General features: G+C 63.9%; 21 protein-coding genes. 15 read left to right on the top strand and 6 right to left on the bottom strand.

Features of this window, described 5'->3' with window-relative positions:
- The first annotated feature begins 58 nt into the window (after positions 1–58).
- Together xylB and QRM57_RS20370 are read left to right on the top strand one after the other, a co-directional pair.
- On the top strand, positions 59–1,489 hold the full coding sequence (gene xylB, locus QRM57_RS20375; RefSeq protein WP_284987998.1) for a xylulokinase: 1,431 nt from the start codon (positions 59–61) through the stop codon (positions 1,487–1,489).
- A gap of 69 nt (positions 1,490–1,558) precedes the next feature.
- Positions 1,559–2,545: a LacI family DNA-binding transcriptional regulator gene (locus QRM57_RS20370; protein WP_284988011.1), complete on the top strand. Its 987-nt coding sequence runs from the start codon at positions 1,559–1,561 to the stop codon at positions 2,543–2,545.
- Between the two features lie 24 nt (positions 2,546–2,569).
- Here the strand turns inward: QRM57_RS20370 and QRM57_RS20365 are convergent, their stop codons facing one another.
- Entirely contained in the window at positions 2,570–3,010 is a 441-nt protein-coding gene (locus QRM57_RS20365) for a hypothetical protein (RefSeq protein ID WP_284987997.1), read from the bottom strand.
- A 184-nt stretch (positions 3,011–3,194) separates the two neighbouring features.
- On the opposite strand from QRM57_RS20365, the gene araB reads away from it, so the two are divergent.
- From araB to QRM57_RS20345, 4 genes are read left to right on the top strand one after another with little or no spacing between them, the layout of a single operon-like run.
- Positions 3,195–4,937: a ribulokinase gene (gene araB, locus QRM57_RS20360; protein ID WP_284987996.1), complete on the top strand. Its 1,743-nt coding sequence runs from the start codon at positions 3,195–3,197 to the stop codon at positions 4,935–4,937.
- The gene (locus tag QRM57_RS20355) at positions 4,934–5,641 is read left to right on the top strand and encodes an L-ribulose-5-phosphate 4-epimerase (protein WP_284987995.1); all 708 of its coding nucleotides are present in this window, start codon (positions 4,934–4,936) and stop codon (positions 5,639–5,641) included. The genes araB and QRM57_RS20355 overlap by 4 nt, the downstream gene beginning before the upstream one ends.
- A 48-nt stretch (positions 5,642–5,689) precedes the next feature.
- On the top strand, positions 5,690–7,210 hold the full coding sequence (araA, locus tag QRM57_RS20350; protein WP_284987994.1) for an L-arabinose isomerase: 1,521 nt from the start codon (positions 5,690–5,692) through the stop codon (positions 7,208–7,210).
- On the top strand, positions 7,207–8,103 hold the full coding sequence (locus tag QRM57_RS20345; RefSeq protein ID WP_284987992.1) for an aldose 1-epimerase family protein: 897 nt from the start codon (positions 7,207–7,209) through the stop codon (positions 8,101–8,103). The genes araA and QRM57_RS20345 overlap by 4 nt, the downstream gene beginning before the upstream one ends.
- Positions 8,104–8,121: 18 nt before the next feature.
- Here QRM57_RS20345 and QRM57_RS20340 read toward each other — a convergent pair whose 3' ends face one another.
- Positions 8,122–9,138, bottom strand: coding sequence for a LacI family DNA-binding transcriptional regulator (locus tag QRM57_RS20340; RefSeq protein WP_284987990.1), 1,017 nt, complete (start codon positions 9,136–9,138; stop codon positions 8,122–8,124).
- A 124-nt stretch (positions 9,139–9,262) separates the two neighbouring features.
- Here QRM57_RS20340 and QRM57_RS20335 point away from each other — a divergent pair, with 124 nt between their 5' ends.
- The 4 genes from QRM57_RS20335 to QRM57_RS20320 are packed head-to-tail and all read left to right on the top strand — an operon-like array spanning position 9,263 to position 14,400.
- Positions 9,263–9,670: an L-rhamnose mutarotase gene (locus QRM57_RS20335; RefSeq protein WP_284987988.1), complete on the top strand. Its 408-nt coding sequence runs from the start codon at positions 9,263–9,265 to the stop codon at positions 9,668–9,670.
- Complete coding sequence (rhaI, locus tag QRM57_RS20330; RefSeq protein ID WP_284987986.1) at positions 9,667–10,833, top strand: L-rhamnose isomerase; 1,167 nt, start codon at positions 9,667–9,669, stop codon at positions 10,831–10,833. Before QRM57_RS20335 ends, rhaI begins: the two co-directional genes overlap by 4 nt.
- A gap of 4 nt (positions 10,834–10,837) precedes the next feature.
- Positions 10,838–12,889, top strand: a complete 2,052-nt coding sequence (locus tag QRM57_RS20325; RefSeq protein WP_284987984.1) for a bifunctional aldolase/short-chain dehydrogenase — start codon at positions 10,838–10,840, stop codon at positions 12,887–12,889.
- An 8-nt stretch (positions 12,890–12,897) separates the two neighbouring features.
- Positions 12,898–14,400, top strand: coding sequence for a rhamnulokinase (locus QRM57_RS20320; protein WP_284987982.1), 1,503 nt, complete (start codon positions 12,898–12,900; stop codon positions 14,398–14,400).
- 9 nt (positions 14,401–14,409) lie between these two features.
- Here the strand turns inward: QRM57_RS20320 and QRM57_RS20315 are convergent, their stop codons facing one another.
- Positions 14,410–15,039 (bottom strand): hypothetical protein, encoded by a 630-nt coding sequence (locus QRM57_RS20315; protein WP_284987980.1) that lies wholly within the window; start codon positions 15,037–15,039, stop codon positions 14,410–14,412.
- 128 nt (positions 15,040–15,167) lie between these two features.
- On the opposite strand from QRM57_RS20315, the gene panD reads away from it, so the two are divergent.
- Complete coding sequence (gene panD / locus QRM57_RS20310) at positions 15,168–15,599, top strand: aspartate 1-decarboxylase (RefSeq protein ID WP_235517917.1); 432 nt, start codon at positions 15,168–15,170, stop codon at positions 15,597–15,599.
- A gap of 159 nt (positions 15,600–15,758) precedes the next feature.
- Positions 15,759–16,685: an AEC family transporter gene (locus QRM57_RS20305; protein ID WP_284987979.1), complete on the top strand. Its 927-nt coding sequence runs from the start codon at positions 15,759–15,761 to the stop codon at positions 16,683–16,685.
- Between the two features lie 6 nt (positions 16,686–16,691).
- On the opposite strand, the gene QRM57_RS20300 is transcribed toward QRM57_RS20305, so the two are convergent.
- From QRM57_RS20300 to QRM57_RS20290, 3 genes are all read right to left on the bottom strand, one after another.
- Positions 16,692–19,328 carry a trehalase-like domain-containing protein gene (locus QRM57_RS20300; RefSeq protein ID WP_284987977.1) on the bottom strand — a complete coding sequence of 879 codons (2,637 nt, stop codon included), beginning with the start codon at positions 19,326–19,328 and terminating at the stop codon, positions 16,692–16,694.
- 96 nt (positions 19,329–19,424) lie between these two features.
- On the bottom strand, positions 19,425–20,786 hold the full coding sequence (locus QRM57_RS20295; RefSeq protein WP_284987976.1) for an aspartate aminotransferase family protein: 1,362 nt from the start codon (positions 20,784–20,786) through the stop codon (positions 19,425–19,427).
- A 42-nt stretch (positions 20,787–20,828) separates the two neighbouring features.
- Positions 20,829–22,316, bottom strand: a complete 1,488-nt coding sequence (locus QRM57_RS20290; protein ID WP_284987975.1) for a CoA-acylating methylmalonate-semialdehyde dehydrogenase — start codon at positions 22,314–22,316, stop codon at positions 20,829–20,831.
- 103 nt (positions 22,317–22,419) lie between these two features.
- Here QRM57_RS20290 and QRM57_RS20285 point away from each other — a divergent pair, with 103 nt between their 5' ends.
- The 3 genes from QRM57_RS20285 (at position 22,420) to QRM57_RS20275 (ending at position 26,725) form a co-directional block, all read left to right on the top strand.
- Positions 22,420–24,090: a PucR family transcriptional regulator gene (locus tag QRM57_RS20285; RefSeq protein ID WP_284987974.1), complete on the top strand. Its 1,671-nt coding sequence runs from the start codon at positions 22,420–22,422 to the stop codon at positions 24,088–24,090.
- Positions 24,091–24,119: 29 nt separating this feature from the next.
- Positions 24,120–25,037 carry a LysR family transcriptional regulator gene (locus QRM57_RS20280; RefSeq protein ID WP_284987973.1) on the top strand — a complete coding sequence of 306 codons (918 nt, stop codon included), beginning with the start codon at positions 24,120–24,122 and terminating at the stop codon, positions 25,035–25,037.
- Positions 25,038–25,375: 338 nt separating this feature from the next.
- Positions 25,376–26,725 (top strand): MFS transporter, encoded by a 1,350-nt coding sequence (locus tag QRM57_RS20275; RefSeq protein WP_284987972.1) that lies wholly within the window; start codon positions 25,376–25,378, stop codon positions 26,723–26,725.
- The last annotated feature ends 43 nt before the right edge of the window (positions 26,726–26,768 follow it).

Below are 26,768 nucleotides of genomic sequence, written 5' to 3'. Positions count from 1 at the left end.
GCCGGACGTGCCCTTGTTTTGAGGGCGGGTCCGGTATGTCCTCCAAAAGGATTTACCCATGCCACTCGTAGCCGGGATAGACAGCTCCACCCAGTCCTGCAAGGTGATCATCCGGGACTCAGCCACAGGCGCCTTGGTGCGACAAGGCCGGGCTTCCCATCCGGAGGGAAGCGAGGTTCACCCTGAGCACTGGTGGACTGCGTTGCAGGAAGCGATCACGGACGCGGGCGGTTTCGATGATGTGGACGCCGTCTCCATCGGTGGGCAGCAGCATGGCATGGTGTGCCTGGACGAATCCGGAGACGTTGTTCGCCCGGCCCTGCTGTGGAACGACACACGTTCAGCACCGGATGCCGAGGATCTCATCCGCGAGGCCGGTGATGGCGATTCAGTGGCCGGTGCCGCCCAGTGGGCAAGCAGCACAGGAACCGTGCCGGTCGCTTCATTGACGGCCACCAAGCTGCGTTGGCTGGCCCGTAACGAACCAGACAATGCCGCCCGCACGGCCGCAGTATGCCTTCCCCATGATTGGTTGTCCTGGCGCCTGGCAGGCCATGGTCCCGGAACAGGGCCTGCGTCGCTGGACCTCCTCCGCACCGACAGATCCGACGCCTCCGGCACCGGCTACTTTTCGGCCACCGCCGGGGAGTATCTTCCCGAAGTACTTCGAAGAACGCTGGGGCACGTGCCGGTGCTGCCTACCGTCGTGGGGCCTTTGGAAGTGGCAGGCAAGACTCCGGACGGTGCCTTGATCGGGCCGGGTGCCGGCGATAACGCTGCCGCGGGCCTGGGCGTCAATGCCGGAGTCGGCGATGTAGTCATATCCATTGGGACATCAGGGACAGTATCCGCCGTCTCGGATGTTTCCTCACGCGACGCCAGCGGGCTGGTGGCTGGTTTCGCTGATGCCACCGGGAATTACCTTCCGCTGGCGTGCACGCTCAACGCCACACGGATTTTTGACTCCACCGCCGCTTTGCTGGGAGTAACGCTCCAGGAACTCGGGGAGCTGGCGTTGACCGCGCCGGAAGGATCCGGCGGACTGACCATGGTGCCGTATTTCGAGGGCGAGCGGACACCCAACCTGCCGAACGCCACCGGCTCGCTCCACGGACTTACCCTCGCCAACTACACCCCTGCCAACCTGGCCCGGGCCGCAGTCGAGGGCGTGGTGTGCTCACTCGCCGATGGCCTGGCCGCCCTCCAGGCCCAGGGTGTCGAAGCCCAGCGCATCATCCTGGTGGGCGGGGGCGCACAATCAGAAGCCGTCCAGCAAGTGGCCGCCGCTGCATTCGATGTTCCGGTGTTCGTGCCAAAGCCGGGTGAGTACGTTGCGGACGGTGCGGCGCGACAGGCAGCGGGTGTCCTGGCGGGCACGTTGCCTGACTGGCCGGTGGAAGGCGTGAACGTGAGCGCACGGAACGGCGACGCGCCCGCTGCCTTTCTTACGAGGTACCGGCATTACGCCGCAAGGGCGGCCATCGGCTGATCATCGTGGCCAGTGCTCTATCGTGACAGGGTGAGCTCTGAACGAACTGCACCAACCCGCCCGCCGGTCATGGAGGACGTCGCCCGCGTTGCCGGGGTGTCCCATCAGACCGTTTCACGGGTGCTCAACAACCACCCCAACGTGAGTTCCAAGACCCGCGAGCGCGTCGAACAGGCCATCACCGATCTGGGTTACCGCCGCAACGTAGCCGCCCGCAGCCTGGTGACGCGGCGCTCCCAAACCATTGGAGTGCTCGGCAGTGAGCTGGCGCAGTACGGACCATCCCACACACTGCTGGGCGTTCAGCAGGCTGCGAGGGATGCCGGCTATTTCGTCAGCGTTGCAGGCCTGCGCGAGGTCACCCCGGAAACCATCAAGGACGCCATCGCGCACTTCATGGACCAGGGCGTGGACGGCATTGTGGTGACGGTGCCACACCCTGGAACTTTCGACGTCCTGAGGGACATTACAGCCCAGGTTCCGCTGGTAGCCGTCGGGTCGGTGGGCGACGAGAACCTCAGCGGCGCCACAGTCGACCAACGGCAGGGCGCCCGGTTGGCCGTCCAACACCTTGTGGACCTTGGCCACACGCAGATCGGCCACTTGTCCGGGCCCGCCGATTGGATCGACGCGGCGGCACGCATCGACGGCTGGCGGGACACTTTGGCTGAAGAGGGGCTTGAGCCAGCCACACTGATCGAGGGCGACTGGAGTGCTGAATGCGGTTATCGCGAAGGCCTGAAGATCGCGGCGGAGCGCTCAATGACGGCTCTTTTTGTTGCCAACGACCAGATGGCCCTGGGGGTCCTGCGGGCCTTCAATGAGACCGGCGTCCAGGTTCCCACCGACATCAGCGTGGTGGGATTCGATGACCAGCCGGAATCCGCGTATTTCATTCCGCCCCTGACCACCGTTGCCCAGGACTTCGAAGAGTTGGGCCAGCGCTGCATCGATCTGCTGCTCGAGCACTTGGATAAGGGCACATCGCAGGCGCCGGCGACGGTCACACCGCGCCTGGTTGTCCGCTCCACCACCGCCCAGGCCCGAACCGCCTAGCCCGGACCCTGCCGAGGGGCAGGCTTAGGGGTTGGCTATGGCCCCCACCCAGACGTTGTCGTGAACTTTACGCCAGCCCTCTGCTTCGAGGGCCTTGGTGTCGAAGCCGGTTGTCACCAGCTTCACAGTGGGCTGCCCCATGTGGCTGGTGGTTACGATTTCCCGTTCACCTGTAATCCCATCGGAACAAGCCAGCATCCATTGGTCCGGCTTGTCGACGGGGTAGGCAGCGATGCAGGCCGTCGTGCGCTCGGGGCTCTCTGCTGCGAAGTACTTAACCCGGTTGTCCTCGGCCAAAAGCCGGAAGTCTGAAGGCAAGTCAGGCTTTTCGCTCCGAATACCGGCGGGGAGTGCATCTTTTGCCTCGGCGGGCCGTTGTACGGCCGCAATCCCGGAGTAGCCGGAGCACCCGGCAAGCAACCCGGCGAGCAGCAGGAGCGCCACAGCGGCGGCAGCGGACTTCATCTCGCGGTATCTCAATGTTCCCCCAAACAGTTTGTCTTGCCAGCCTACCCGGGAGCGGACTTGGACACAGCGGCGAACCGCTCTTGACATCAAAGTTGTGAGCGCTAACAATTGCATCAGACCTTCTTCACTTTTCCACCCCGAACCCCGGCAATGAGGCCCTGGCCAGCCGGATGGAGACCTCATGAATACCTCAGAAAATTCCCCACTCGATGAGCAATTCGTCATCGGCGTGGACTACGGCACCCTGTCCGGCCGCGCCGTCGTCGTTCGTGTCTCGGACGGCGCCGAGCTCGGCAGTGGCGTGTTCGAATACCCGCATGCCGTGGTCACGGAAAAGCTTCCCGTCAGCGGCCAGCGCTTGCCCGCCGACTGGGCGCTCCAGGTCCCCAACGACTACCGCGACGTCCTTCGCAATGCTGTACCGGCCGCCGTCGCCGATGCCGGCATCGACCCGAAGAACGTGGTGGGCATCGCCACTGACTTCACCGCCTGCACCATGGTTCCGACGACGGCGGACGGCACGCCGCTGAACGAACTGGAACGCTTCGCTGACCGACCCCACGCGTTCGTGAAGCTGTGGCGCCACCACGCCGCCCAGCCCCAAGCGGACCGCATCAACCAGCTTGCTGAAAAGCGCGGCGAATCCTGGCTCCCCCGCTACGGCGGCCTGATCTCCTCCGAGTGGGAATTCGCCAAGGGTTTGCAGCTCCTGGAAGAGGACCCCGAAGTCTACGGCGCCATGGACCACTGGGTTGAAGCCGCCGACTGGATCGTCTGGCAGCTGTGCGGAAGCTACGTCCGGAACGCCTGCACCGCCGGATACAAGGGCATTTACCAGGATGGAAAGTACCCGTCGGAAGATTTCCTGGCAGCGCTTAATCCTGACTTCAAGGACTTCGTCAGCAGCAAACTCGAGCACACCATCGGCCGTTTGGGCGAGGCCGCCGGACAGCTCACGGAAGAAGCCGCCGCATGGACGGGGCTTCCGGCAGGGATTGCCGTAGCCGTGGGAAACGTTGACGCGCACGTGAGCGCACCGGCAGCCAATGCCGTGGAGCCTGGGCAGCTTGTTGCCATCATGGGTACTTCCACGTGCCATGTCATGAACGGCGACGTCCTGCGCGAGGTCCCGGGCATGTGTGGCGTCGTTGACGGCGGAATCGTTGACGGCCTGTGGGGCTACGAAGCCGGCCAGTCCGGTGTAGGCGACATCTTCGGTTGGTTCACTAAGAACGGTGTCCCGCCGGAATACCACCAGGCCGCCGCAGCCCAGGGTAGAAGCATCCACGAGTACCTGACCGGACTCGCAGAGAAGCAGGCCATTGGCGAGCATGGCCTCATCGCCTTGGACTGGCACTCGGGCAACCGTTCGGTGCTGGTTGACCACGAACTTTCAGGCATTGTGGTGGGCCAAACCCTGGCCACCAAGCCTGAGGACACTTACCGGGCCCTGCTGGAGGCCACGGCGTTCGGCACCCGCACCATCGTGGATGCCTTCCGCGATTCCGGTGTCCCGGTCAAGGAGTTCATCGTTGCCGGCGGCCTGCTGAAGAACACCTTCCTGATGCAAATCTATGCAGACATCACGGGCTTGCAACTCTCCACTATCGGCTCTGAACAAGGACCCGCGCTCGGTTCGGCCATCCACGCTGCCGTCGCTGCCGGGAAGTACAAGGACATCCGCGACGCCGCCGCATCCATGGCCGCAGCTCCCGGCGCTGTGTACACGCCCATTCCTGAAAACGTCGCCGCATATGACGTCCTCTTCCAGGAATACCGGACCTTGCACGACTACTTCGGCCGGGGAACCAACAATGTCATGCACCGACTCAAGGCGATCCAGCGCGAGGCGCAGGGCGCCGCGACGGTGACCGAACCGGCGTCGAACCCTTCCACTGACGAAGCTGAGCGGGTGTCCGCATGAGCGCGCTCCTGGACACCATCGCGAGGGTTCGCAAGGAAGTGTGTGAGCTCCATGCTGAACTCACCAGGTATGAACTGGTGGTGTGGACCGCGGGCAACGTCTCGGGCCGCATTCCGGGCCACGACCTCATGGTCATCAAGCCATCCGGGGTTTCCTATGATGACCTCACGCCGGAGCTCATGGTGGTCACCGACCTGTACGGCACACCGGTTCGGGGCATGAACACCGGCAGCGCGGGCACCGTCGACTGGGGGAATCCGGATCTTTCGCCGTCCTCAGACACAGCCGCGCACGCCTACGTCTACCGCCACATGCCCGAGGTTGGGGGCGTGGTGCACACGCATTCCACCTACGCCACGGCGTGGGCTGCCCGCGGCGAGGAAATCCCTTGCGTCCTGACCATGATGGGCGACGAATTCGGTGGCCCCATCCCGGTGGGGCCGTTCGCACTGATCGGAGACGATTCGATCGGCCAAGGCATTGTCGAGACGCTCAAAAACTCCAATTCACCAGCGGTGCTGATGCAGAACCACGGGCCGTTCACCATCGGCAAGGACGCCCGGTCCGCGGTCAAGGCCGCTGTCATGTGCGAGGAAGTGGCCCGGACCGTACACATATCCCGACAGCTGGGAGAACCCCTTCCCATTGACCGGGCCAAGATCGAATCGCTGTACGACCGCTACCAAAACGTTTACGGCCGCTAAGCCCTCAGCAGCCAGCCCGGACAAGAACACAACCCCAGGAGCACCCCCATGGCAAAGGCCAACAACACGTCACTTGAGCAGTACGAGGTCTGGTTCCTCACCGGCAGCCAGCACCTCTACGGCGAGGACGTCCTCAAGCAGGTCGCAGCGCAGTCGCAGGAGATTGCCAACGCCCTCAACGCCAGCAACGATGTCCCGGTCAAACTCGTCTGGAAGCCGGTCCTCACCGACTCGGACGCCATCCGCCGCACCGCACTGGAAGCGAACTCCAACGATTCCGTGATCGGCGTGACCGCATGGATGCACACGTTCAGCCCCGCCAAGATGTGGATCCAGGGCCTGGACGCACTGCGCAAGCCCTTGCTGCACCTGCACACCCAGGCCAACCGGGACCTGCCGTGGGCTGACATCGACTTCGACTTCATGAACCTCAACCAGGCAGCTCACGGCGACCGCGAGTTCGGGTACATCCAGTCCCGCCTGGGCGTGCCGCGGAAGACCGTCGTCGGGCATGTCAGCAACCCCGAGGTAGCCCGCCAGGTGGGTGCCTGGCAGCGCGCCTCCGCCGGGTGGGCCGCCGTCCGCACGCTGAAGCTCACCCGCTTCGGTGACAACATGCGCAACGTCGCAGTCACCGAAGGCGATAAGACCGAGGCCGAGCTGCGCTTCGGCGTCTCGGTGAACACCTGGTCCGTGAATGAGCTCGCCGAGGCTGTCCACGGCGCCGCGGAGTCCGACGTCGACGCCCTGGTTGCGGAGTACGAGCGCCTTTACGAGGTGGTTGACGAACTCAAGGCAGGGGGCGACCGCCACGAGTCCCTGCGCTACAGCGCACGCATTGAACTGGGACTGCGCAGCTTCCTGGAAGCCAACGGCTCCGCGGCCTTCACCACGTCCTTCGAAGACCTGGGCGAACTGCGCCAGCTCCCCGGCATGGCCGTCCAGCGTCTTATGGCCGATGGCTACGGGTTCGGTGCCGAGGGTGACTGGAAGACCGCCATCCTGGTCCGCGCGGCCAAGGTCATGGGTGGGGATCTGCCCGGCGGCGCATCGCTGATGGAGGACTACACGTATCACCTGGAACCGGGCAGCGAGAAGATCCTGGGCGCTCACATGCTGGAAGTGTGCCCGTCACTAACCGCCAAAAAGCCGCGCGTGGAGATCCACCCGCTGGGGATTGGCGGCAAGGAAGATCCCGTCCGCATGGTCTTCGACACCGACGCCGGCCCGGGCATCGTCGTCGCCTTGTCTGATATGCGCGATCGCTTCCGCTTGGTGGCGAACGTGGTGGACGTCGTCGACCTCGACCAACCGCTGCCCAACCTGCCCGTGGCGCGCGCACTCTGGGAGCCCAAGCCCAACTTCGCTACCTCGGCCGCCGCGTGGCTCACCGCCGGCGCCGCGCACCACACGGTATTGTCCACGCAGGTGGGCCTGGAAGTGTTCGAGGACTTCGCCGAAATCGCCAAGACCGAACTCCTGACCATCGACCAGGACACCACCATCAAACAGTTCAAGAAGGAACTCGCCTGGAACGCCGCCTATTACAAGTTGGCCGGCGGCCTGTGAGCACTGAATTCACGCTGACCGCGGGCGGTTACACGGCTGTTGTGACCGCCCGCGCGGCTGCCCTGCGCGTCCTCCGGTTCGATGGGCGTGACCTTATTGTCCCGTTCCCGGCCGGCGGCCCCATCCCCGACTATCGTGGCATCATCGCTGCACCGTGGCCCAACCGGATCGCGGATGGCAGGTACAGCTTTGACGGCGTCACGCACCAGTTGCCGGTCAACGAACCGGAGCGCGGCACGGCTTTGCACGGCCTCGCCTTCCCGCTCGACTGGACAATGAAGGAGTCCGACGCCGGTTCGGTCACCTTGACGTGTACGGTAGGTCCGACCGCGGGTTACCCGTTCGCCCTGGAACTTTCGGCCCGGTACGTGCTGGACGATTCCGGGCTGCACGCTTCCGTAACGGCTGTGAATGCCGCGGACGTGGCAGCACCCTACGGAGTCTGCCCGCACCCATACCTTGTGGCCGGTTCGTCGCCGCTGGATGAGTGGGTCCTCGAGTTTGCCGCGGATTCCTTCCTGGAGGTCACGCCGGACAGGCTGCTACCGCTTTCATTGGCACCCGTGGCAGGTCATGAGTTCGATTTCCGCGCTCCGCGCGCCATCGGCAGCACCGAGATCGATCACGCCTTTACGGGCATAACGTTCGACGGCGGGCTGGCGCGGTTGTCCGTGCGGGACCCGGCGGGCACCGGCGTCGGGATGTCATGGGACGAAAGCTGCCCATGGCTGCAGATCCACACAGCCGACAAGCCTGCACCCATCCCCAACCGGATCGGCCTCGCAGTGGAGCCCATGACGTGCCCGCCCGACGCTTTCAACAGCGGAACGGACCTGATCCGGCTTGAGCCCGGGGCTGAACACACAGCAGCGTGGAGCATCTACGCTCTGTAGCACTCAACGGGCCGGGCATTAGCTTCCTGCGCCCGCAGTGCTTTGGCGGACCACCAGCTCGGGCGTGAACACCACGGCCCGATGCTTGGTTCCGCCGTTGTCGTGCTCCTCTGCCAGGAGTTCGATGGCCGTGCGGCCGAGCGCTTCCGTGGGCTGCCGGATCGAGGACAGCGGCACCACGGCGGAGATGGCGAAATCGATGTCGTCATAGCCGATCAAAGCAATATCCTCCGGAATCCGGACTGTCCGCAGCATGGTCAGTGACTGCATGACGCCCAGGGCCAGGAGATCGTTCGAGCAGAAGACAGCTTCCGGGCGCTTTTCCGGAGAACGTTCCACCAGGCTGTTGCCCACTTTGCGGCCTGTCAGGACGGTCTGCCCCTCGGAGTCGAGCACCTCGATGCTGGCTCCGGATACTTCGGCGACGGCGCGCTGCGCGCCCTTGAGTCGGCTGGCCACCTGGCGGATGGTCGGCGTTCCGACAAAGGCCAAACGACGGCGGCCAATGTCCAGCAGATGCTTGGCGGCCAAATATCCGCCTTCCTGGTCATCAACGGATACTGAGCTGCACCGCCCGGTGTCGGCCAGTTCATCCACCAGGACGGTAGGCACTCCGCGTTCGCGAAGCGTATCGATCCGCTGGCCCACATCGCCGACGGGCGAGATCAGCAGGCCCTGGACCCGTTGTTCCTGGAACAAGTCCATGTAGTGCGCTTCGCGGGAAGCGTCCTGGCCGCTGTCCCCCACCAGCACCACGCTTCCCAGGGCCGTAGCTGCGTCCTCAGCCGCACGGGCCACGGAGGAGAAGAAGGGGTTTCCGACATCGAGCACAATCAGGCCGATGGTCCGGCTTTGTCCTGCCCGGAGTTGGCGGGCGGCGTCGTTGCGTACGAAACCCAGCTCAGCGATGGATTTGAGGACCCGTTCCTTGGTCCGCTGGGAAACGCGGTCCGGATAATTCAGCACGTTGGAAACAGTTCCCACGGCTACCTGTGCATGGGTGGCAACGTCTTTGATGCTGGCTGTCGTGGACATGCTTTCCGATCTCCGTGGGCCGAAGTCAAAGTGCTGGAAACGCCTTGACACCCTCCCGTTTCCGAGGGTAATTTGAATCGTAACAAATGAAACGATTCAAAGACGAGTAACCCGGAGATCCCATATGAGGGTTTGTTTCCGCTCCTCCGTTCAGCCGGAGCTGATGGACGAGTACAAGGAGCGCCACGCGGCCGTCTGGCCGGAGATGCTGTCAGCGCTGAAGAGTGCGGGCTGGAACAACTACTCCCTGTTCCTCGCCCCTGATGGCCAGCTGATCGGCTACCTGGAATGCGAAGACTACCGGGCAGCGCAGGCACGCATGGCCCTGACCGACGTCAATGCCCGTTGGCAGGCCGAGATGGCGACCCTCTTCGCAGGCAGCGACCTCCCACCCGACCAGGGCTTCGAAATCATCGAGGAAGTTTTCAACCTGGACGATCAACTGGCCGCTGCGGGGATCGCCACAGACCCCACCGGCACCGCACACAAAGACATAGACCCAGCCCACGAACACCCAAAGGAACAAGCATGAACACCACAGAATCGGCCCTTGGCCGCCTCGGGGAACTGGCCATTGAAGTGCCGTCCTGGGCCTACGGCAACTCCGGCACCCGGTTCAAGGTGTTCGGCACCCCGGGTACTCCGCGCACCGTCCAGGAAAAGATCGCCGACGCCGCCAAGGTCCACGAACTCACGGGGCTGGCTCCCACCGTGGCCCTGCACATTCCGTGGGACAAAGTAGATGACTACTCCGCGCTTCGCGAGTATGCCGAAGGACTGGGCGTTGGGCTGGGCACCATCAACTCCAACACCTTTCAGGACGACGAGTACAAGTTCGGCTCCCTGACCTCGTCCAACGAATCCGTACGTCGCCGGGCCATCGATCACCACCTGGAGTGCATCGACATCATGCACGCCACCGGGTCCAAGGATTTGAAGATCTGGCTGGCTGACGGCACCAACTACCCGGGCCAGGACGATATTCGCGGCCGGCAGGACCGCCTCGCCGAATCCTTGCAAGAGATCTACGCAGGCCTCGGTGACCAGCAGCGCCTGGTCCTTGAATACAAGTTCTTCGAGCCCGCTTTCTATCACACCGATGTTCCTGACTGGGGTACCTCGTACGCGCAGACCATTGCGCTGGGCGAGAAGGCTTTCGTTTGCCTGGACACCGGCCACCACGCCCCCGGCACCAACATCGAGTTCATCGTCATGCAGCTCCTGCGCCTGGGCAAGCTGGGGTCCTTCGACTTCAACTCCCGCTTCTACGCCGACGATGATCTGATTGTTGGCGCGGCCGACCCGTTCCAGTTGTTCCGCATCATGCACGAGGTGATCCGCGGCGGTGGCTTCGGCAAGGAGTCAGGCGTTGCCCTCATGCTGGACCAGTGCCACAACCTGGAGGAGAAGATCCCGGGACAGATCCGTTCGGTGCTCAACGTTCAGGAAATGACGGCCCGCGCCCTCCTGGTGGATTCCGCTGCACTGAACGAAGCACAGCGTGCAGGCGACGTCCTGGCCGCCAACGGCATCTTCAACGATGCCTTCTACACCGATGTCCGCCCGATCCTGGCGCAGTGGCGCGAGTCCCGCGGCCTGCCCGCCGACCCGATCGCCGCCTACAAGGCCAGCGGCTACCAGAAGAAGATCAACGAGGACCGCGCAGGCGGCCAGCAAGCCGGATGGGGCGCGTAAAGGCATGAACATGCAGAACACAGACAACACCACTGTTGAAGAGCTGATCAACCGTTCCAACCGCCTGGGTGCGGACAAGCGGAACACCAACTTCGCTGGCGGCAACACGTCAGCGAAGGGCACCGAGAAGGACCCCGTCACCGGCCAGGACGTCCAGCTTCTCTGGGTCAAGGGCTCCGGCGGCGACCTCGGCACCTTGAAAGCCGAAAACCTCGCTGTACTCCGACTCGACCGGCTCCAGGCACTCAAGGATGTTTACCCCGGCGTCGAACGTGAGGACGAAATGGTGGCCGCCTTCGATTACTGCCTCCACGGCAAGGGCGGCGCGGCGCCGTCGATCGATACAGCAATGCACGGGCTGGTGGACGCTGCCCACGTTGACCACCTGCACCCCGATTCCGGCATCGCCATTGCCACGGCGGTGGATGGCGAAGCGCTGACGTCCAAGGTCTTCGGCGACAAGGTTGTTTGGGTTCCCTGGCGCCGGCCCGGGTTCCAGCTCGGCTTGGACATCGCCGCGATCAAGGAAGCCAACCCCCAGGCCATCGGCACCATCCTTGGCGGCCACGGAATCACTGCCTGGGGTGCCACATCCGAAGAGGCCGAAGCGAACTCGCTGTGGATCATTGACCAGGCCGAGAATTACATCAAAGCCAACGGCAAGTCCCAGCCTTTCGGCCCGGCACTCCCCGGCTATGCCGCACTCCCCGAGGCGGAGCGGAAAGCAAAAGCAGCAGCCCTCGCCCCGGTGATCCGCGGCTTGGCTTCCACCGACAAACCGCAGCTGGGGCACTTCAGCGATGACGCCGTCGTCCTTGAATTCCTCGCCGCCACCGAGCACCCACGCCTCGGTGCGCTGGGCACCTCCTGCCCGGACCACTTCCTGCGTACCAAGGTCAAACCGCTGGTCCTGGACCTGCCGGCCGACGCCACCATCGAGGAATCAACCAACCGCCTCAAGGAACTGCACGCCGCGTACCGCGAGGACTACCAGGCGTACTACGACCGTCATGCAGACGAAAACAGCCCGGCCCTCCGCGGCGCGGACCCGGCCATTGTGCTGGTCCCTGGCGTTGGCATGTTCTCCTTCGGCAAGGACAAGCAGACCGCTCGCGTGGCCGGCGAGTTCTATATCAACGCCATCAACGTGATGCGCGGCGCAGAGGCCATCTCCACGTACGCGCCGATCGAGGAATCCGAGAAATTCCGCATCGAATACTGGGCGCTGGAAGAAGCCAAGCTCGCCCGGATGCCCAAGCCCAAGTCCCACGCCACGCGCATTGCGCTGGTGACGGGCGCGGCGTCGGGCATCGGCAAGGCGATCGCCACGCGTTTGGCGTCCGACGGCGCGTGCGTGGTCATTGCCGACCTGAATCTTGAGAACGCCCAAAAGGTAGCCGAGGAACTGGGCGGTTCCGACGTCGCCATCGGCGTCCAGGCGGACGTGACCGACGAAGCCCAGATCGCAGCCGCGATCCAGGAGGCAGTGCTCGCGTTCGGCGGCCTGGACCTGGTGGTCAACAACGCCGGCCTGTCCATCTCCAAGCCGCTGCTGGAAACCACGGAGAAGGACTGGGACCTGCAGCACAACGTCATGGCCAAAGGCTCGTTCCTGGTGTCCAAGGCCGCGGCGAAGGTGATGATCGACCAGGGCCTGGGCGGAGACATCATCTACATCTCCTCCAAGAATTCCGTGTTCGCCGGCCCCAACAACATCGCCTACTCCGCCACCAAGGCAGACCAAGCGCACCAGGTCCGTCTGCTCGCCGCTGAGCTGGGCGATCACGGCATCCGCGTCAACGGCATCAACCCCGACGGCGTGGTCCGCGGCTCCGGTATCTTCGCTGGCGGCTGGGGCGCCAAGCGCGCCGCGGTCTACGGCGTGGACGAGCAGGAGCTGGGCAAGTACTACGCCCAGCGCACGCTCCTCAAGCGCGAAGTCCTCCCGGAACACGTGGCCAACGCCGCGTCCGTGCTCACCAGCAACGAGCTCTCCCACACCACCGGCCTCCACATCCCCGTGGACGCGGGCGTGGCAGCAGCGTTCCTCCGCTAGGACAGGCAGTGACCAACGGAACCACCACGGACACCGCCCCGGCCCACGCCGGGGCGGTGTCCTCTCCGCAAACAAACCAGGTTTTCGTAGCCATCGACATCGGCGCCTCGTCCGGCCGCGTCATGCTGGGCCGCGTCTCGCCGACGTCCGGCGTCGCACTGGAAACGATCCACCGCTTTCCCAACGGCGTCATAGAGCTCGACGGCGGCCTCCACTGGGATTTCGACGCCCTCTTCGCGGAGGTGCTCAAGGGACTCGCTACCGCTGCTTCCGTGGCGGCGGGCAGCGGCGAGCGCATCGCGAGCATCGGCATCGACACGTGGGCGGTTGACTACGGCTTGGTGAACGACGCCGGCGAACTGACGGCGCAGCCCTACAGCTACCGCGACGAACGCAGCCGGGCCGCTGTGGAGCGGGTACACGCAGTGATCCCGCCCGAGAAGCTCTACGCCACCACCGGCTTGCAGTACTTGCAGTTCAACACCTTGTATCAACTAGCCACGGAAAAGGACGTGGATGGACTCCAGGCCCTGCTGATTCCGGACCTCATCGCTTTCCTGCTCACCGGCGAACGGCGGACCGAGGCCACGAACGCTTCCACCACCGGGCTTTTCGACGCCCTAGCGGGCCAGTGGGCATTGGGGTTCCTTGATGCATTGGGCTTGCCTCGGGATATCTTCCCGCCGCTGATTCAGCCCGGCGAGACCATTGGTACCTTGCTGCCCGCCATTGTTGAGCGGACCGGCCTTTCAGCTGACACCAAGGTAGTGGCTGTTGGCTCCCACGACACCGCCTCCGCCGTGGCCGCCGTCCCCGCTGACAGCCAGGATTTTGCGTACATCTCCTCCGGGACGTGGTCCTTGGTGGGCGTCGAACTCCCCTCGCCCGTCCTCTCCGAGGCAAGCCGCCAGGCCAACTTCACCAACGAGCGCGGAGTGGACGGCACCATCCGGTACCTGCGCAACGTCGGCGGCCTGTGGTTGTTGAGCGAGTGCCAGCGTTCCTGGGCCGCACAAGGATTCAGCCAAACGCTCCCGGCACTGCTGGGCTCAGCTGCGGCACTCCCCGAGGGCGGGCCGCAGATCAACGCCGATGATCCCGCCTTCACCGCACCGGACAACATGCCGGACCGTATCCGCGCAGCCGTGCGGCACAACGGCGAGGTCCTTCCGGACCGTCCTGCCGCCGTCGTGCGTTGCATTATGGACAGCCTCGCGGCCGGTTACGCACGTACGCTGGCCGACGCCGAACGGCTCACCGGCCGCAACACCACAGTGGTGCACATCGTGGGCGGTGGCTCGCAAAACCGGCTCCTGTGCCAACTGACCGCGAACGCCACCGGAAAACCCGTCATTGCCGGTCCCGTAGAGGCCACTGCATTGGGCAACGTCCTGGTGCAGGCACGCGCCGGCGGCGTGGTGGAAGGCGGCCTGGCCGAACTGAGGTCGCTGGTTGCTTCCGGGGTTGCGCTGGAAAAGTACCAGCCTGCGTTGATGAGCAACCCGGTCTAAAGTCGAACCTCAGAGTGGCCCGTACGCCGCACTTCCGCCGTGCGGGTCCCTCCAAGTGGCCATGTCCGCCTCCACAGCCTGGCGGAGGGCCGGATCCACCAGCAATCTCTCCCGGAACGACTCACGCGCCCTGCCCATGACTACGGAAGGTATGAGGATAGCTACCACCAACAGGAGCACCATCATGAAGTAGACCCCCAACAGGGTGGCGAGTGATCCTCGTTCAAGTGCCGAAGGGACCGCCAAAGTGAAAGCAGCAGCCAGCAGGCCCGCCATCCCAAGGGTCGCCCACACGCCGCCCTTGGCAGATCCCGGTCCGCGATTAATGAGCAGCTTGTTGGTGTCCGGCAGTCTGCTCCGGACCTTCTTCCAGCCCCGCCAACCAAGCAAGCCCAGGGCAATTCCCGGCAGGCCCAAAGACAGTACCCACGCGGGATTACCGGTCAGCGTGGAAACAACGGTGCCGATAAGGAGCATCAAGGGGCCACCGCCGATCGCACCGCTCCAGGCCGCCGCCAAGGCACCCTGCGCATCGGCAAGTTGGCGCAGACGGGAAGGGGCTTGGGGAGGACTGACCTTGGCCAGATCGGCCGAGAGCCAATACTCCAGCGGTCTCCCCTGCGCGTAAGACTCCAGCACGCTTTGGGCCTTTCGATCGGGGTCACTTCACCGCAAAAGACGTTACCCCATGGGCGTCCTCCCCTAAGGCCCAGGAGTCTGGTACGTCACAGCGCCGGACGAGGGTGCCGCGCTAAACTGGTCGCATTATGATCCGCACAATGTTCAAGTCCAAGATTCACCGCGCAACGGTGACCCACGCCGACCTCCACTACGTCGGTTCGGTCACTGTCGACCTGGACCTCCTGGACGCCGCGGACATCCTTCCCGGCGAGCTCGTCTCCATTGTGGACATCACCAACGGTGCCCGTCTGGAGACGTACACCATCGCCGGCGAGCGCGGTTCCGGCGTGATCGGGATCAACGGTGCCGCCGCCCACCAGGTCCACGTAGGAGATCTGGTCATCCTCATCACCTACGCGCAGATGACTACCGAAGAGGCCAGGTCGTACCAGCCCAAGGTGGTCCACGTGGGAGAGGACAACCACATCCTCCAGTTGGGTAACGACCCCGCAGAGGCGCACACTCCCGGGCTCATGCGCCCTCCGCACGCGTTGAACAATGCGGCGCACCTCAGCTAAGCCTCAGCAGCGCTCGACGTCGGTACCCGTCTGGGTGCCGACGTCGAGCGCGTTATGGGCGTCCATATGACGGAACACCCGGCAGAAAACGCTTACTCGCCGGGCGGTTCTGGCTAGGCTGTAGTCCGTGACCCAAAGAGCCCCCGCCCGCACGCTGCCATGATCGGCGTCCTGTCGGGGTTTTTCGTTGTCTGGGCCATCATCCTGGTGGGCATGTTTGTTGGACGCCGCAACATTCTGGGCGAGAACGCCCGGTCCGTCCTGAGTTCGCTGACATTCTTCGTGGCGAGCCCTGCGCTGCTCTTTGAAACACTGAGCAAGGCCAAGCTGCACGACGTGTTCGCCGCACCGCTTCTAGTCACGGCCGTGGGCGCTGTGATCACCGGGCTGCTGTTCTTCCTGATCGTGAAGTTCTGGCTGAGGCGTTCGATGCCCGAAGCCCTCATGTCCTCCATGAGTGCGTCCTTGGCGAACTCCGCGAACCTGGGCATCCCCATCGCCGTTTTTGTCCTCGGCGATGCCAGCTATGTGGCTCCGCTGTTGATCTTCCAGTTGGCGTTCTTCACCCCGATGTACTTGATGGCACTGGATGCCAGCACCAGTTCGCACCGCACCACTCCCCTGCGCTTCGTGCTGATGATCGTGAAGAACCCCATGATCGTGGGCTCGGCATTGGGTCTGCTGGTGGCAGGTACCGAATTCCAGGTGCCGGCGCTCATCCTGGAACCGGTCCACCTCATTGGCGGCGCAGCGATTCCGGCCATGCTGATGGCGTTCGGCATGAGCCTCAACGGGTCCCGGCCACTGCAAAAGGACGCCGGACGGCGGCTCGATACGTTACTGGCCAGCGGGTTCAAGCTGATCGTGCATCCCCTGGTCGCGTACCTGTTTGCCCGCTTTGCCCTGGGAATGGACGGCCACGCATTGTTTGCCGTGGTGGTGACGTCCGCACTTCCCACAGCCCAGAACGTGTTCGTCGCAGCCAACCGCTACCAGGCCGGAATCACCGTGGCCAAGGACACCGTGCTCATCACCACGATCGTGGCCGTGCCCGCCATGATCGCCGTGGCGTTGCTGCTCGCCTAGCCCGTTTTACTCCACATCCGCGCTTGCCAGGTAGTGGTCCAGGAGCTGTGCGCACCGGATGAAGCCCAGGTGTGAGTACGCCTGCGGGTGGTTTCCCAGGTGTGTTTCGGTGCCGGGGTCGTACTCTTCGGGCAACAGGCCTGTGGGCCCGAACAGTGCCACCAACTGGTTGAACAGCTCCAGCGCATCATCCAGGCGCCCCACGGCCAAGTAGGCCTCGATCAGCCAGGTGGTGCAGATGTGGAAGCCGCCCTCCAAGCCCGGCAGGCCGTCGTCGTACCTGTACCGGAAGACCGTAGGTCCGACGCGCAGCTCCCGCTCCACAGCGGCGACCGTGTCCAGGAAACGCTGGTCCTGGACGTCGAGAAGGCCCGAAAGTCCCACGTGCAGGACAGCGGCATCCAGGTCAGGGCTGTCGTAGGCAACGGTGTATGACGCGGCCGAATCGTCCCAGCCCTCACGGAGGACTTCCGCACGGATGGTCCGTGCCTCAGGCGCCCAGTCAGGGTGGGGTTCGCGGCCGTGCAGCGCCGCAGTGCGGAGGGCCCGGTCCAACGTCACCCAGCACATGACCTTCGTGTATACATGGTGCCTGGGCGCGCGGCGGGCCTCCCAAATACCGTGGTCGGGCTCGTGCCAGCGGGCCAGGACGGCGTGGGCCATTTGCTCCAGAAGGAACCAATGGTCGTCCGGAAGGAAGCCCCCTCGCTCAGCGAGATCGTGGATCAACTCCGCAATCGGGCCGAACACGTCCAACTGGACCTGGTGGTCTGCCGCATTGCCGATCCGCACGGGCCGGGAACCCGCGTATCCCGGCAAGCTCTCCACGATCGCCTCCGTTGACAGTGGAGCCCCCGTCACCGAGTAGAGCGGGTGCAACCATTCCGGCCCCGGCGCGTTCTCCAGTATCCGGCCCAGCCAGCTGAGGAACCCCTCAGCCTCCGCGGTTGAACCCAGGCTGACCAAGGCGTTGACCGTCATGGAACCATCCCGGAGCCAGCAATACCGGTAGTCCCAGTTCCGGGTGCCGCCGATCCCCTCAGGCAGCGATGTTGTGGGCGCGGCGAGGACAGCACCTGTCGGCTCGTGGACCAATGACTTCAACACCAGCGCCGAGCGCCGCACCAGCGACGGCTTCATAGTGGGCAGCTGCAGCGTTTTGACCCACTCGCGCGTGACGAGCCCGACGGCGGCACGCCGGTGGGGCTCACCCACCGGGTCCGCAGGTGGCGGCTCGGTGTCACCGCACCGCATGTTCAGCACCACGGGCCCATTGTTGAGCGCCACTTCTGCTGTTGCCGTTGCGAACCTGCCGTCGCTGGCGACCTGGAAAGCAACTCCCGGGGCAGAGAGGATGATGGGGTCCGAGGTGCCGATGATGTGGACGTCATCGCCACGGATCTCCATGTCGAACGGCGCATTGGCGTAGTCGGGCCTCGGCGCGAAAACCACCCGGGCCGTGCCTGTTCCCGAAAGCACGCGAACCAGGCTGGTGATGCCTTCCGGTGCCGGTTCCAGATAGTCGGTCACTGTGACGTCGGCCCAGCGGGTTTCAACAATCATGGTGTTATCCACATAGCGTTGGGCCAGCACCTGCGAGGGCTTAACTGGCTCTACGCTGAAGTGGCCTGCAGGATCCCCGCCAAGGATGTGGGCGAACAGTGATCCCGAGTCCGGCAGGGGGTGGCTCATCCAACAGACTTTCGCGTCGGGCGTGAGCAAGGCGGTGGAGCTGCCGTTGCCAATCATCGAATGTCGTTCCAGCCCCACGGCGTCCTCACCGAAGAGCCAGGCGCGGCGCAATTCGAACAACAAGGCCAGCACCTTCGCGAAGGCTTCCGGGTCCGGGATGGTGTGTGCCGCCGTCGTATCGCCCGGACCAACATGCAAACCAAGGTCCGGGCCGCGCAGGGTCGCCAGCGCCTTTTCGTCACTCTCGGCATCCCCTGCGAAGAGTGCGGCACTGACGCCCAGCCGTGCCCGGAGCTGCTCCAGGGCCTGACCCTTGGCGGGCTCCTCGACGGTAAGGTCCAGGACGGTGCCGTCGACGATGAAGTACAAACCAAACTCAATGGCGATCTTTTGCGAGGCGAAGACCACCCGGTCCACGACTTCCGGTGTCGCGGGCCGGGTGTGCACGGCCACGCCCACGGGCTTCCGGACCACGCTGATGCCCTTTTCGAACCCGACGGCTTCGGTCAACGCCGTGGCCACCTGCTGGAGCAGTTGTTCCGTGGCGAGGGACAGGGTGTAGGCGTAACCCATGTCGAACTCCACGCCATGCGAACCCACCAAATGCACCTCCGCCGGCAGCCTTGATACTGCTGCCAGGTCCCTGAGTGAGCGGCCGGAAATGATGGCGGTGTGCGTGTTCGGCAACGCTGCGAGCGCCCGTAAAGCCACGGCGGCGCTGTCCAAAGGCAGTGTTTCCGTGGACACGCCTTCGGCCGCGCAGAGAGTCCCGCCATAGTTGCAGGCCACCAGCAGGCCCGGAACCCGGGCCAGGACCCGGAGCTCCGAGAACAGCTGCGGCGTGATGCCGTTGGGCGAGTCGGACTGAAGGGCTGTCCGGAGCAGGCCGAGCGGAAGCGACTTCATCAGCAGGGCCGAATCGGCAACCGACTGGTTCAAGGGCGTAGGCATGGGGAATCCTTCCGAAGCGGATAGATCCAGTTTCCGCCCGTACGGTTTCGCCGTCATGCTTTATTCGTTGCAAATGCGTAAAACATTTGGAACGGGCTACTCCGCGAACGTGTCCGCTACATCCAGGACCTCATCCACAATGGCCAAGCCGGCCCGGGCATCCTCGACAGTGATGTTGCACGGCGGAACCACATGGATACGGTTGAAGTTCGCGAACGGGATGAGGCCCCGCGACTTGCACGCCGCCACCAGTTGGTTCATCTCGGGGCTGGAGGAACCGTACGGCGCCAGCGGCTCCCGCGTGTCACGGTTCCTGACCAGCTCGATGGCCCAAAAAACGCCGAGACCCCGCACTTCTCCTACAGAACGGTGACGTTCGACGAATCCAGCCAGCGCCGGACCGATCACGTCGGTGCCGACGCGTTCCGCGTGCTGCACAATGCCTTCACGTTCCATGGCGTTGATGGTGGCGACTGCTGCCGCCGTGGCCAGTGGATGACCGGAGTAGGTCAATCCGCCAGGATAGGCCCTGGTACCAAAGGTGGCCGCGATCTCCGGGTTGATGGCCACGCCACCGAGCGGTACGTATCCGGAGTTCACGCCCTTCGCAAAGGTGAGCAGGTCCGGGACGACGTCAAAATGCTCGACGGCGAACCACTTCCCTGTGCGTCCAAAACCGGCCATGACCTCGTCAGCAATGAAGACGATCCCGTGCTTGGTGCACAGCTCCCGGACCCCCTGCATGTAGCCTGGCGGCGGGACGTAGATCCCTGCCGTTCCTGGGATGCTTTCCATCATGATCGCAGCGATGCTGGACGGACCTTCGAACTCGATGAGCTGTTCCAGGTGCTCCAATGCCCGCTGGGATTCCTCTGCCTCCGTGGCCGAGTGGAAGGCCGTGCGGTAGAGGTAGGGCGGGAAGAAGTGGATGGTGCCGGTGGAGGCGTGGTCGCTGGCCCACCTCCGGGGGTCGCCAGTGATGTTGACTGCCAGGTGTGTTCCGCCGTGGTACGAGCGGTAGGCGGAAAGGACCTTGTGCCGGCCCGTATGCAGCCTGGCCATCCGGACAGCATGTTCGTTGGCGTCGGCCCCACCGTTGGTGAAGAAGATCCGGTCCAGCTCTCCCGGGGTTCGCTCCGCGATCAGCCGCGCGGCCTCTGATCGGGCGTCGTTGACATAGCTGGGAGCAATCGTGCACAGCTTGGCTGCTTGCGCCGCGATCGCCGCCACAACGGCCGGGTGCTGGTGCCCGATGTTCGTATTCACCAGCTGGGAAGAGAAGTCCAGGTACTTGTTGCCCTCACCGTCCCAGACGTGCGACCCCTCCGCTGCGCTGATGACCATGGGATCCAGGGTGTCCTGCGCGGACCAGGAGTGAAAGACGTGCTTGCGGTCCAGCTCGTAGGCGCGTTGGGCTGCCCCAGGGTCCGTGAGTGATGGTTCAAGGATGGCGGTCATAGTGATTGTCCTGACGTTGGCACTGACAATTTTTTCTGGCGTTTAGGAGTTCTGCGGGAAACCGAGGTTGATCCCGCCGTGGCTGGGATCCAGCCAGCGGGTGGTAACTGCCTTGCCGCGGGTGAAGAAGCCGACGCCCTCCGAGCCGTGGGCGTGCGTGTCGCCGAACAAGGAGTTCTTCCAACCGCCGAACGAGTAGTAGGCCATGGGTACCGGGACGGGAACGTTGATGCCCACCATTCCCACCTCAACCTCGTTCTCGAAGCGGCGGGCGGCACCGCCGTCGTTGGTGAAAATCGCTGTACCGTTGCCGTACGGGTTGGCATTGATGGTGGCGAGCGCCTCGTCGTAGCTGTCCACCCGGACCACCGAGAGCACCGGCCCGAAGATCTCGTCCTGGTAGATGGACATATCGGTAGTGACGTGATCGAACAGCGTTGGGCCCACGAAGAAGCCATCGCCTTCAGCGTCGGGAACGATGCCGCGGCCGTCGACCACCAGCGTGGCGCCGGCGGCTTCACCGGCGTCGACGTAACCCGATACCTTGTCCTTGTGCTGGGAGGTGACCAAGGGGCCCATGTCGCAACCGCGCAGCCCATCGCCGGTGCGCAGGCTCCGGGCGCGGTCAGCGATCCTGTCCACCAGTGCGTCCGCGATGTCGCCTACGGCCAGGAGCGCCGAGACAGCCATGCACCGTTCGCCTGCAGAACCAAAGCCGGCGTTGATTGCGGCGTCGGCAGCGAGGTCCAGGTCGGCGTCGGGAAGGACGATCATGTGGTTCTTCGCCCCGCCCAAAGCCTGGACCCGCTTGCCGTGGGCGGTGGCGGTCTCGTAGACATACTTGGCGATCGGGGTGGAGCCCACGAAGGAAACGGCCTTAACGTCCGGATGCGTCAGCAGGGTATCAACCGCCACCTTGTCGCCATGCAGGACGTTGAATACGCCGTCGGGCAGACCGGCTTCCTTCCACAGCTCGGCGATCCAGTTGACGGCCGAGGGGTCCTTTTCGCTCGGCTTGGTGATGACCGTGTTTCCTGCGGCGATCGCGATCGGGAAAAACCACATGGGGACCATCGCAGGGAAGTTGAACGGGCTGATGATAGCCACGGGCCCCAGGGCCTGCCGAATGGAGTGGACGTCCACTTTGGTGGAGGCGTTTTCGGTGTAGCTGCCTTTGAGCAGGTGCGGGATACCGCACGCGAACTCTACGACTTCCTGTCCGCGGGTTACCTCGCCCAGAGCATCGTCCAGGACCTTTCCATGCTCGGAGGTGATGATCGCAGCAAGCTCGTCCTTGCGGGAGTTGAGGAGCTCGCGGAAAGCGAAAAGGATCTGGGTGCGGCGCGCCAGGGAGGTTTCGCGCCAAGCCGGGAAAGCGGCTTTCGCGGCAGCGACGGCGGCGTTGCCGTCCTCGACGCTGGCCAAGGCGACCTGTCCGGTCACCTTCCCGGTGGCAGGGTTGGTGACAGAAGCGGTGCGGTCGCCCGCCGGGACGTAGCTGCCGTTGATCCAGTGCTCGATGGTGTTCAAGAGTTCTCCTTGGTAGGTGGCCTGGGACAAGTCTTGCCGGGCACCCCCGCTTATATAAGGAGACGTCTGTAAGGTTATTGGACTGCACCCTTACACTGTGTAAATGCTTCCTACCGTCGGCGCCGTCCTCGAACTCCCCGTGCTGCGCGCCGCGGATCCCCTCGTGCTCGGCAGCGCAAACGGTTTGGACGCACCGGTGCGCTGGGTGCACGTCAGCGAAATACTCGACGTCGGCGGGCTGCTGTCGGGCGGGGAGCTGGTGCTCACCACCGGACTGGAGCTGGAAAAATCACCGGAAGCATCGGCGTCGTTCATTGACTCCCTGGAGGCCGCCGGAGCGGCCGGCCTCATCGTGGAACTCGTCGGCCAGCGGCAACGCAGCCGGAAAGCCCTGGAGGAAGCAGCCCGTACAGCCTCGATTCCCGTGGTCATCGTGGAACGCCGGGTGCGGTTCGTCCAGGTCACCGAGATCGTCCACAGGATGATCGTCGCGGACCAACTTGAGCGCGTCGAACGGGCCCGGGACGTCCATGAGGCATTCACTGTGCTGAGCCTGGAAAGCGCAGACACCCAACGCGTCGTGGAGCAGGCGGCCACGATGATCGGCGCCCCTGTCGTATTGGAGGACCTCTCGCACTTGGTGCTCGCCTATGCGGGCCGGCACGTCACCACCACCGACCTTCTGGACGATTGGGAGCGACGCTCCAGGACCACGCCGTTTCCGTTGCCTATCGGCCGGTCCGGGCCGGAGCTGTGGCTGCAGGCAGCGGTGGGAGTGAGGCAACAAGTATGGGGCAGGCTGGTGGTGCCAATGCCTCCGGCCGCCCTGGACGCCGATGAGGACATGGCCGTCATGGTTCTTGAGCGGGCCGCCCAGACCCTGGCGATCAACCGACTGGCGGACCGCGACCAGCGCGAGCTTAGCCATCACGCCCAGGCCGGACTCCTTAACTCACTGCGCCAACCCCGTGGGCTCAGTGAGGCGGAGGCCCTGGCACGTGCTGGTTCCTTGGGTTTGAAACGCTCCTCTTATTACGTGCCGCTCGTTTTCAGGACCGCCTTCCCAGCGTGGGGTCTCCCTGTGCTGCCCACCGACCCCTTCGCAGGGCAGCAGGACGAACGCGAACTTCTGGAGCGACTGGCGAAAGCCTTGAAGTCCACCGCCGGAACAGCCTTGGTGGCAAGTATCCAGTCCGGTTCAGTCGGAATGATCCTTGCCCTCCCGGCCCGGCAGCAGGAGGAACCGACGCTGCAGATATTGGCCGAAGCCGCCGCAGGCCCAGTGGTTGTGGCCGGCTCCGGAGTCCGCCCCACCCCCGCGGTTCCTCCGGCCTGGATCATCGGAGTGGGCCGCATGAAAGCCACGCTGCTGGAAGCCGCTGCGGGCATTGACGAAGCCGCCCATATAGCTGAAAGTGCTGCCACGCTGCGGGAAACAGGCAAGCCCTACTATCGCGCCACGGACGTGCGCCTTCGCGGGCTGCTGGCCCTGTTGCGCAAGGATCCCCGCGTCCAGCAATTCGTGGAATCGGAGTTGTCCGCAGTCCTCCGGGCTGACGCCGAGGGCAAGGGCGAATACCTGGAGCTGTTGGGGCTTTACCTCGGATCCGGCGGCAACAAAGCCGCCATGGCGCGCAGCGGCTACCTGAGCCGGCCTACCCTTTATGCCCGGCTCGCCAAGCTGGAGGAACTGTTGGCTGTAGACCTAGACGACCCCGAATCGCGCACCTCACTGCACGTAGCACTCCTGGCCTACCTGACCCGGGGACAGTAAGGGGCCGGCAGTAATGCGACCATTGACGGATGGCCAAGCCCTTCACCCTCACGCAACTGCGGTACTTCGCTGTTGTGGCCGAACTCGAGAACATGACAGCAGCGGCTCAGCGGCTGATGGTGACGCAGTCAGCACTATCCGCGGCCATGGCACAGTTGGAGACGAGCCTCGCAACACAGCTGTTCGTTCGCCACAAGTCCCGGGGTCTGCGGTTGACGCAGAGCGGCCGGCAATTCGCCAAGGATATTGCGTCATTCCTTGAGCAGGCAGATTCGCTGTACGAGTCCGCACGCGGCATGTCAGCAACGCTTGTGGGCGAGTTGAAGGTTGGCGTTTTCGCCCCCCTTGCCCCGTTCCGCCTTCCAGCGATCCTACAAACCTTCGAAACCCGGCATCCCGGCGTCGAAGTCTCCATTCTGGAAGCGGACCTGGCAACGTTGCAGGAGGCGCTCATGGATGGCCGTTGCGATGTGGCCCTCACCTACGGACTGGGCCTCGGCAAGGGATTCACGTACAAGGTGGTGGAGCGCGTCCCGCCACACGTCCTGGTCCATGAGGGACATCCCGCCGCAGCTCGCCCGGAGCGCGAAATTTCGCTGAAGGAGCTCGACGGCGAGCCTTCAGTTGTGTTGGACCTTCCCCACAGCCGGGAGTACTACGAGCAGCTGTACGCCATGGCTGGGGTGGTCCAGAACGTCAGGCATAGGTTCGCAGGCTACGAGACAGTTCGTTCCTTCGTCGCGAAGGGCCATGGTTATGCGATCCTCAACCAGCGGCTGCACAGCGACGTCACCTACTCGGGCGGCAGGGTGGTGCTGTTGGCGCTGACAAACAACTTCCCACCTATCGAAGTGATGCTGGTCCGGCCCCAGGGGGTCCAAGCCACCAGGCGGGTGTTGGCGTTCGAGGAGACGTGCTTGACGTTGTACGGAGCGCCGCGCGGCTAGATCCGACTACGAAACCATCGAAAAAAACGATTGCAGAATCAAAAACAATCAATTGGACATGTGTGACGTGGATCACCGATGGTTGAACAGGTCCGGCACCTGCAGGGTCCGAGGAGCCCCTCGAAAGCCCGCAATTGCAGGAAAGCGACCTCGGCCGGACCCCGGTTTGCCATCTTGATCAGAGGAGATTCGATGGTACAGAACAGCGTCGAAAATGTCTGGGCGGTTTCCCCGCACGGACCTACCAGCAACAGTGAAGCAATAATTGACGAAATCATTTCCCACGGCCGCAACACTGCTTCGGCTACAGGAAACATGGACAACCTAGCGTGGCAGTCATGACCCTCAACAAGATCGCCGAACAAGATCCCGCCCAGGTGCCCACGCCTTCAGCGGCCACAGCTGGAGACAAAACCACGTCCTCGAGAATGCAGCGGCGTGTTTTGGCTGGCGGCAGCGTCGGCCAGTTCATCGAGTTCTACGACTTCACCCTTTACGGCCTCACCGCCGTGGTGTTCTCCCAACTTTTCTTCCCGGGCAGCAACCCGCTGACAGCGATGCTGGCAACGTTCGCCACCTTTGGCGTGGCTTTCGTGGTCCGACCCCTCGGCGGCCTCTTCTTCGGCGCTTTGGGCGACCGGATCGGCCGGCGCCGCGTTCTCACCATCACCCTCATCGCAATCGGCGGAGCTACAGCCCTCATGGGGTTGCTCCCCACATACGCCCAAATTGGGGCCTGGGCCCCGACCCTCCTGGTTCTCTGCCGACTGATTCAAGGCTTCTCGGCGGGTGGCGAATCCGTTGGCGCCCCGTCTTTCGTGTTTGAGCACGCGCCGGTCAACAAACGGGGTTTCTGGCTCAACATCACCATCGCAGCGACAGCTCTGCCCTCGGTGGTTGCAGGGTCCATGATCCTGATCCTCAGTCAATCCATGCCCAACTCAGCCTTCATGGAATGGGGGTGGCGCCTCCCGTTCCTGCTGGCGCTCCCCTTGGCTTTGTTCGGAGTCTGGATCCGCAGCCGCACAGAAGAAAGCGAAGCCTTCAAGAAGGCACAGTCCGGCCAGACCAAGGAATTCAGCCCCATTCGTGAGGCATTCCGTGAAAACAAGCTCCGAATGTTGCAAGTCATCTTTGTCATGGGCCTGACAGCCATGGGCTTCTATTTCCTGTCCGCCTACTTCGTCTCCTACGTTCAGACGACAGGGAAACTGAGCCGCGAACAGTCACTCATGGTCAACGCTGCAGCACTGGCGCTCTATGCGATCCTCCTGCCCATCGGCGGGCGGCTCGGGGATCGATTCGGCCGCAAGCCCATGCTGATCGCCGGTTCCGCTTCCTTGGCTTTGCTGTCCATCCCGAGCTTCATGCTCGTGACCAGCGGCAGCCTGCCCCTTGCACTGCTCGGCCAGTCGATCTTCGTGGTGGCACTCTGCGTCTACGGTGGCGGCTGCTATACGTTCTTCGTCGAGATCTTCACAACCAATACCCGCTTCACCTCTGCAGCAGTCAGCTACAACGGGGCATATGCGATCTTTGGAGGCACCGCCCCGCTGATCGGCACCGCACTCGTAGGCGCGACGGGTGTGCCACACGCGCCGGGCCTGTACATGGCGGCAGCCGCCGGCGTCGTACTTCTGCTGATTCTCTTCACCAAAGTGCCGGAGACCCGCGGCCGTATGGGCTGAAACCCGCCGAGCCCGCCGCACTTCATAGCATCCTAAGGACTTC

The organism is Arthrobacter sp. fls2-241-R2A-172 (assembly GCF_030208885.1).
Lineage (GTDB): Bacteria > Actinomycetota > Actinomycetes > Actinomycetales > Micrococcaceae > Arthrobacter.
The sequence above is the reverse complement of the archived record's forward strand: the minus strand, read 5'-3'. Positions and strand labels throughout refer to the sequence as shown.

What these genes read in the sequence shown, in the direction of transcription:
- xylB (WP_284987998.1), top strand. Translation starts at nt 59, where the DNA reads ATGCCACTCGTAGCCGGGATAGACAGCTCCACCCAGTCCTGCAAGGTG.
- QRM57_RS20370 (WP_284988011.1), top strand. Translation starts at nt 1,559, where the DNA reads ATGGAGGACGTCGCCCGCGTTGCCGGGGTGTCCCATCAGACCGTTTCA.
- QRM57_RS20365 (WP_284987997.1), bottom strand. Translation starts at nt 3,010, where the DNA reads ATGAAGTCCGCTGCCGCCGCTGTGGCGCTCCTGCTGCTCGCCGGGTTG.
- araB (WP_284987996.1), top strand. Translation starts at nt 3,195, where the DNA reads ATGAATACCTCAGAAAATTCCCCACTCGATGAGCAATTCGTCATCGGC.
- QRM57_RS20355 (WP_284987995.1), top strand. Translation starts at nt 4,934, where the DNA reads ATGAGCGCGCTCCTGGACACCATCGCGAGGGTTCGCAAGGAAGTGTGT.
- araA (WP_284987994.1), top strand. Translation starts at nt 5,690, where the DNA reads ATGGCAAAGGCCAACAACACGTCACTTGAGCAGTACGAGGTCTGGTTC.
- QRM57_RS20340 (WP_284987990.1), bottom strand. Translation starts at nt 9,138, where the DNA reads ATGTCCACGACAGCCAGCATCAAAGACGTTGCCACCCATGCACAGGTA.
- QRM57_RS20335 (WP_284987988.1), top strand. Translation starts at nt 9,263, where the DNA reads ATGAGGGTTTGTTTCCGCTCCTCCGTTCAGCCGGAGCTGATGGACGAG.
- rhaI (WP_284987986.1), top strand. Translation starts at nt 9,667, where the DNA reads ATGAACACCACAGAATCGGCCCTTGGCCGCCTCGGGGAACTGGCCATT.
- QRM57_RS20325 (WP_284987984.1), top strand. Translation starts at nt 10,838, where the DNA reads ATGAACATGCAGAACACAGACAACACCACTGTTGAAGAGCTGATCAAC.
- panD (WP_235517917.1), top strand. Translation starts at nt 15,168, where the DNA reads ATGATCCGCACAATGTTCAAGTCCAAGATTCACCGCGCAACGGTGACC.
- QRM57_RS20305 (WP_284987979.1), top strand. Translation starts at nt 15,759, where the DNA reads ATGATCGGCGTCCTGTCGGGGTTTTTCGTTGTCTGGGCCATCATCCTG.
- QRM57_RS20300 (WP_284987977.1), bottom strand. Translation starts at nt 19,328, where the DNA reads ATGCCTACGCCCTTGAACCAGTCGGTTGCCGATTCGGCCCTGCTGATG.
- QRM57_RS20295 (WP_284987976.1), bottom strand. Translation starts at nt 20,786, where the DNA reads ATGACCGCCATCCTTGAACCATCACTCACGGACCCTGGGGCAGCCCAA.
- QRM57_RS20285 (WP_284987974.1), top strand. Translation starts at nt 22,420, where the DNA reads ATGCTTCCTACCGTCGGCGCCGTCCTCGAACTCCCCGTGCTGCGCGCC.
- QRM57_RS20280 (WP_284987973.1), top strand. Translation starts at nt 24,120, where the DNA reads ATGGCCAAGCCCTTCACCCTCACGCAACTGCGGTACTTCGCTGTTGTG.
- QRM57_RS20275 (WP_284987972.1), top strand. Translation starts at nt 25,376, where the DNA reads ATGACCCTCAACAAGATCGCCGAACAAGATCCCGCCCAGGTGCCCACG.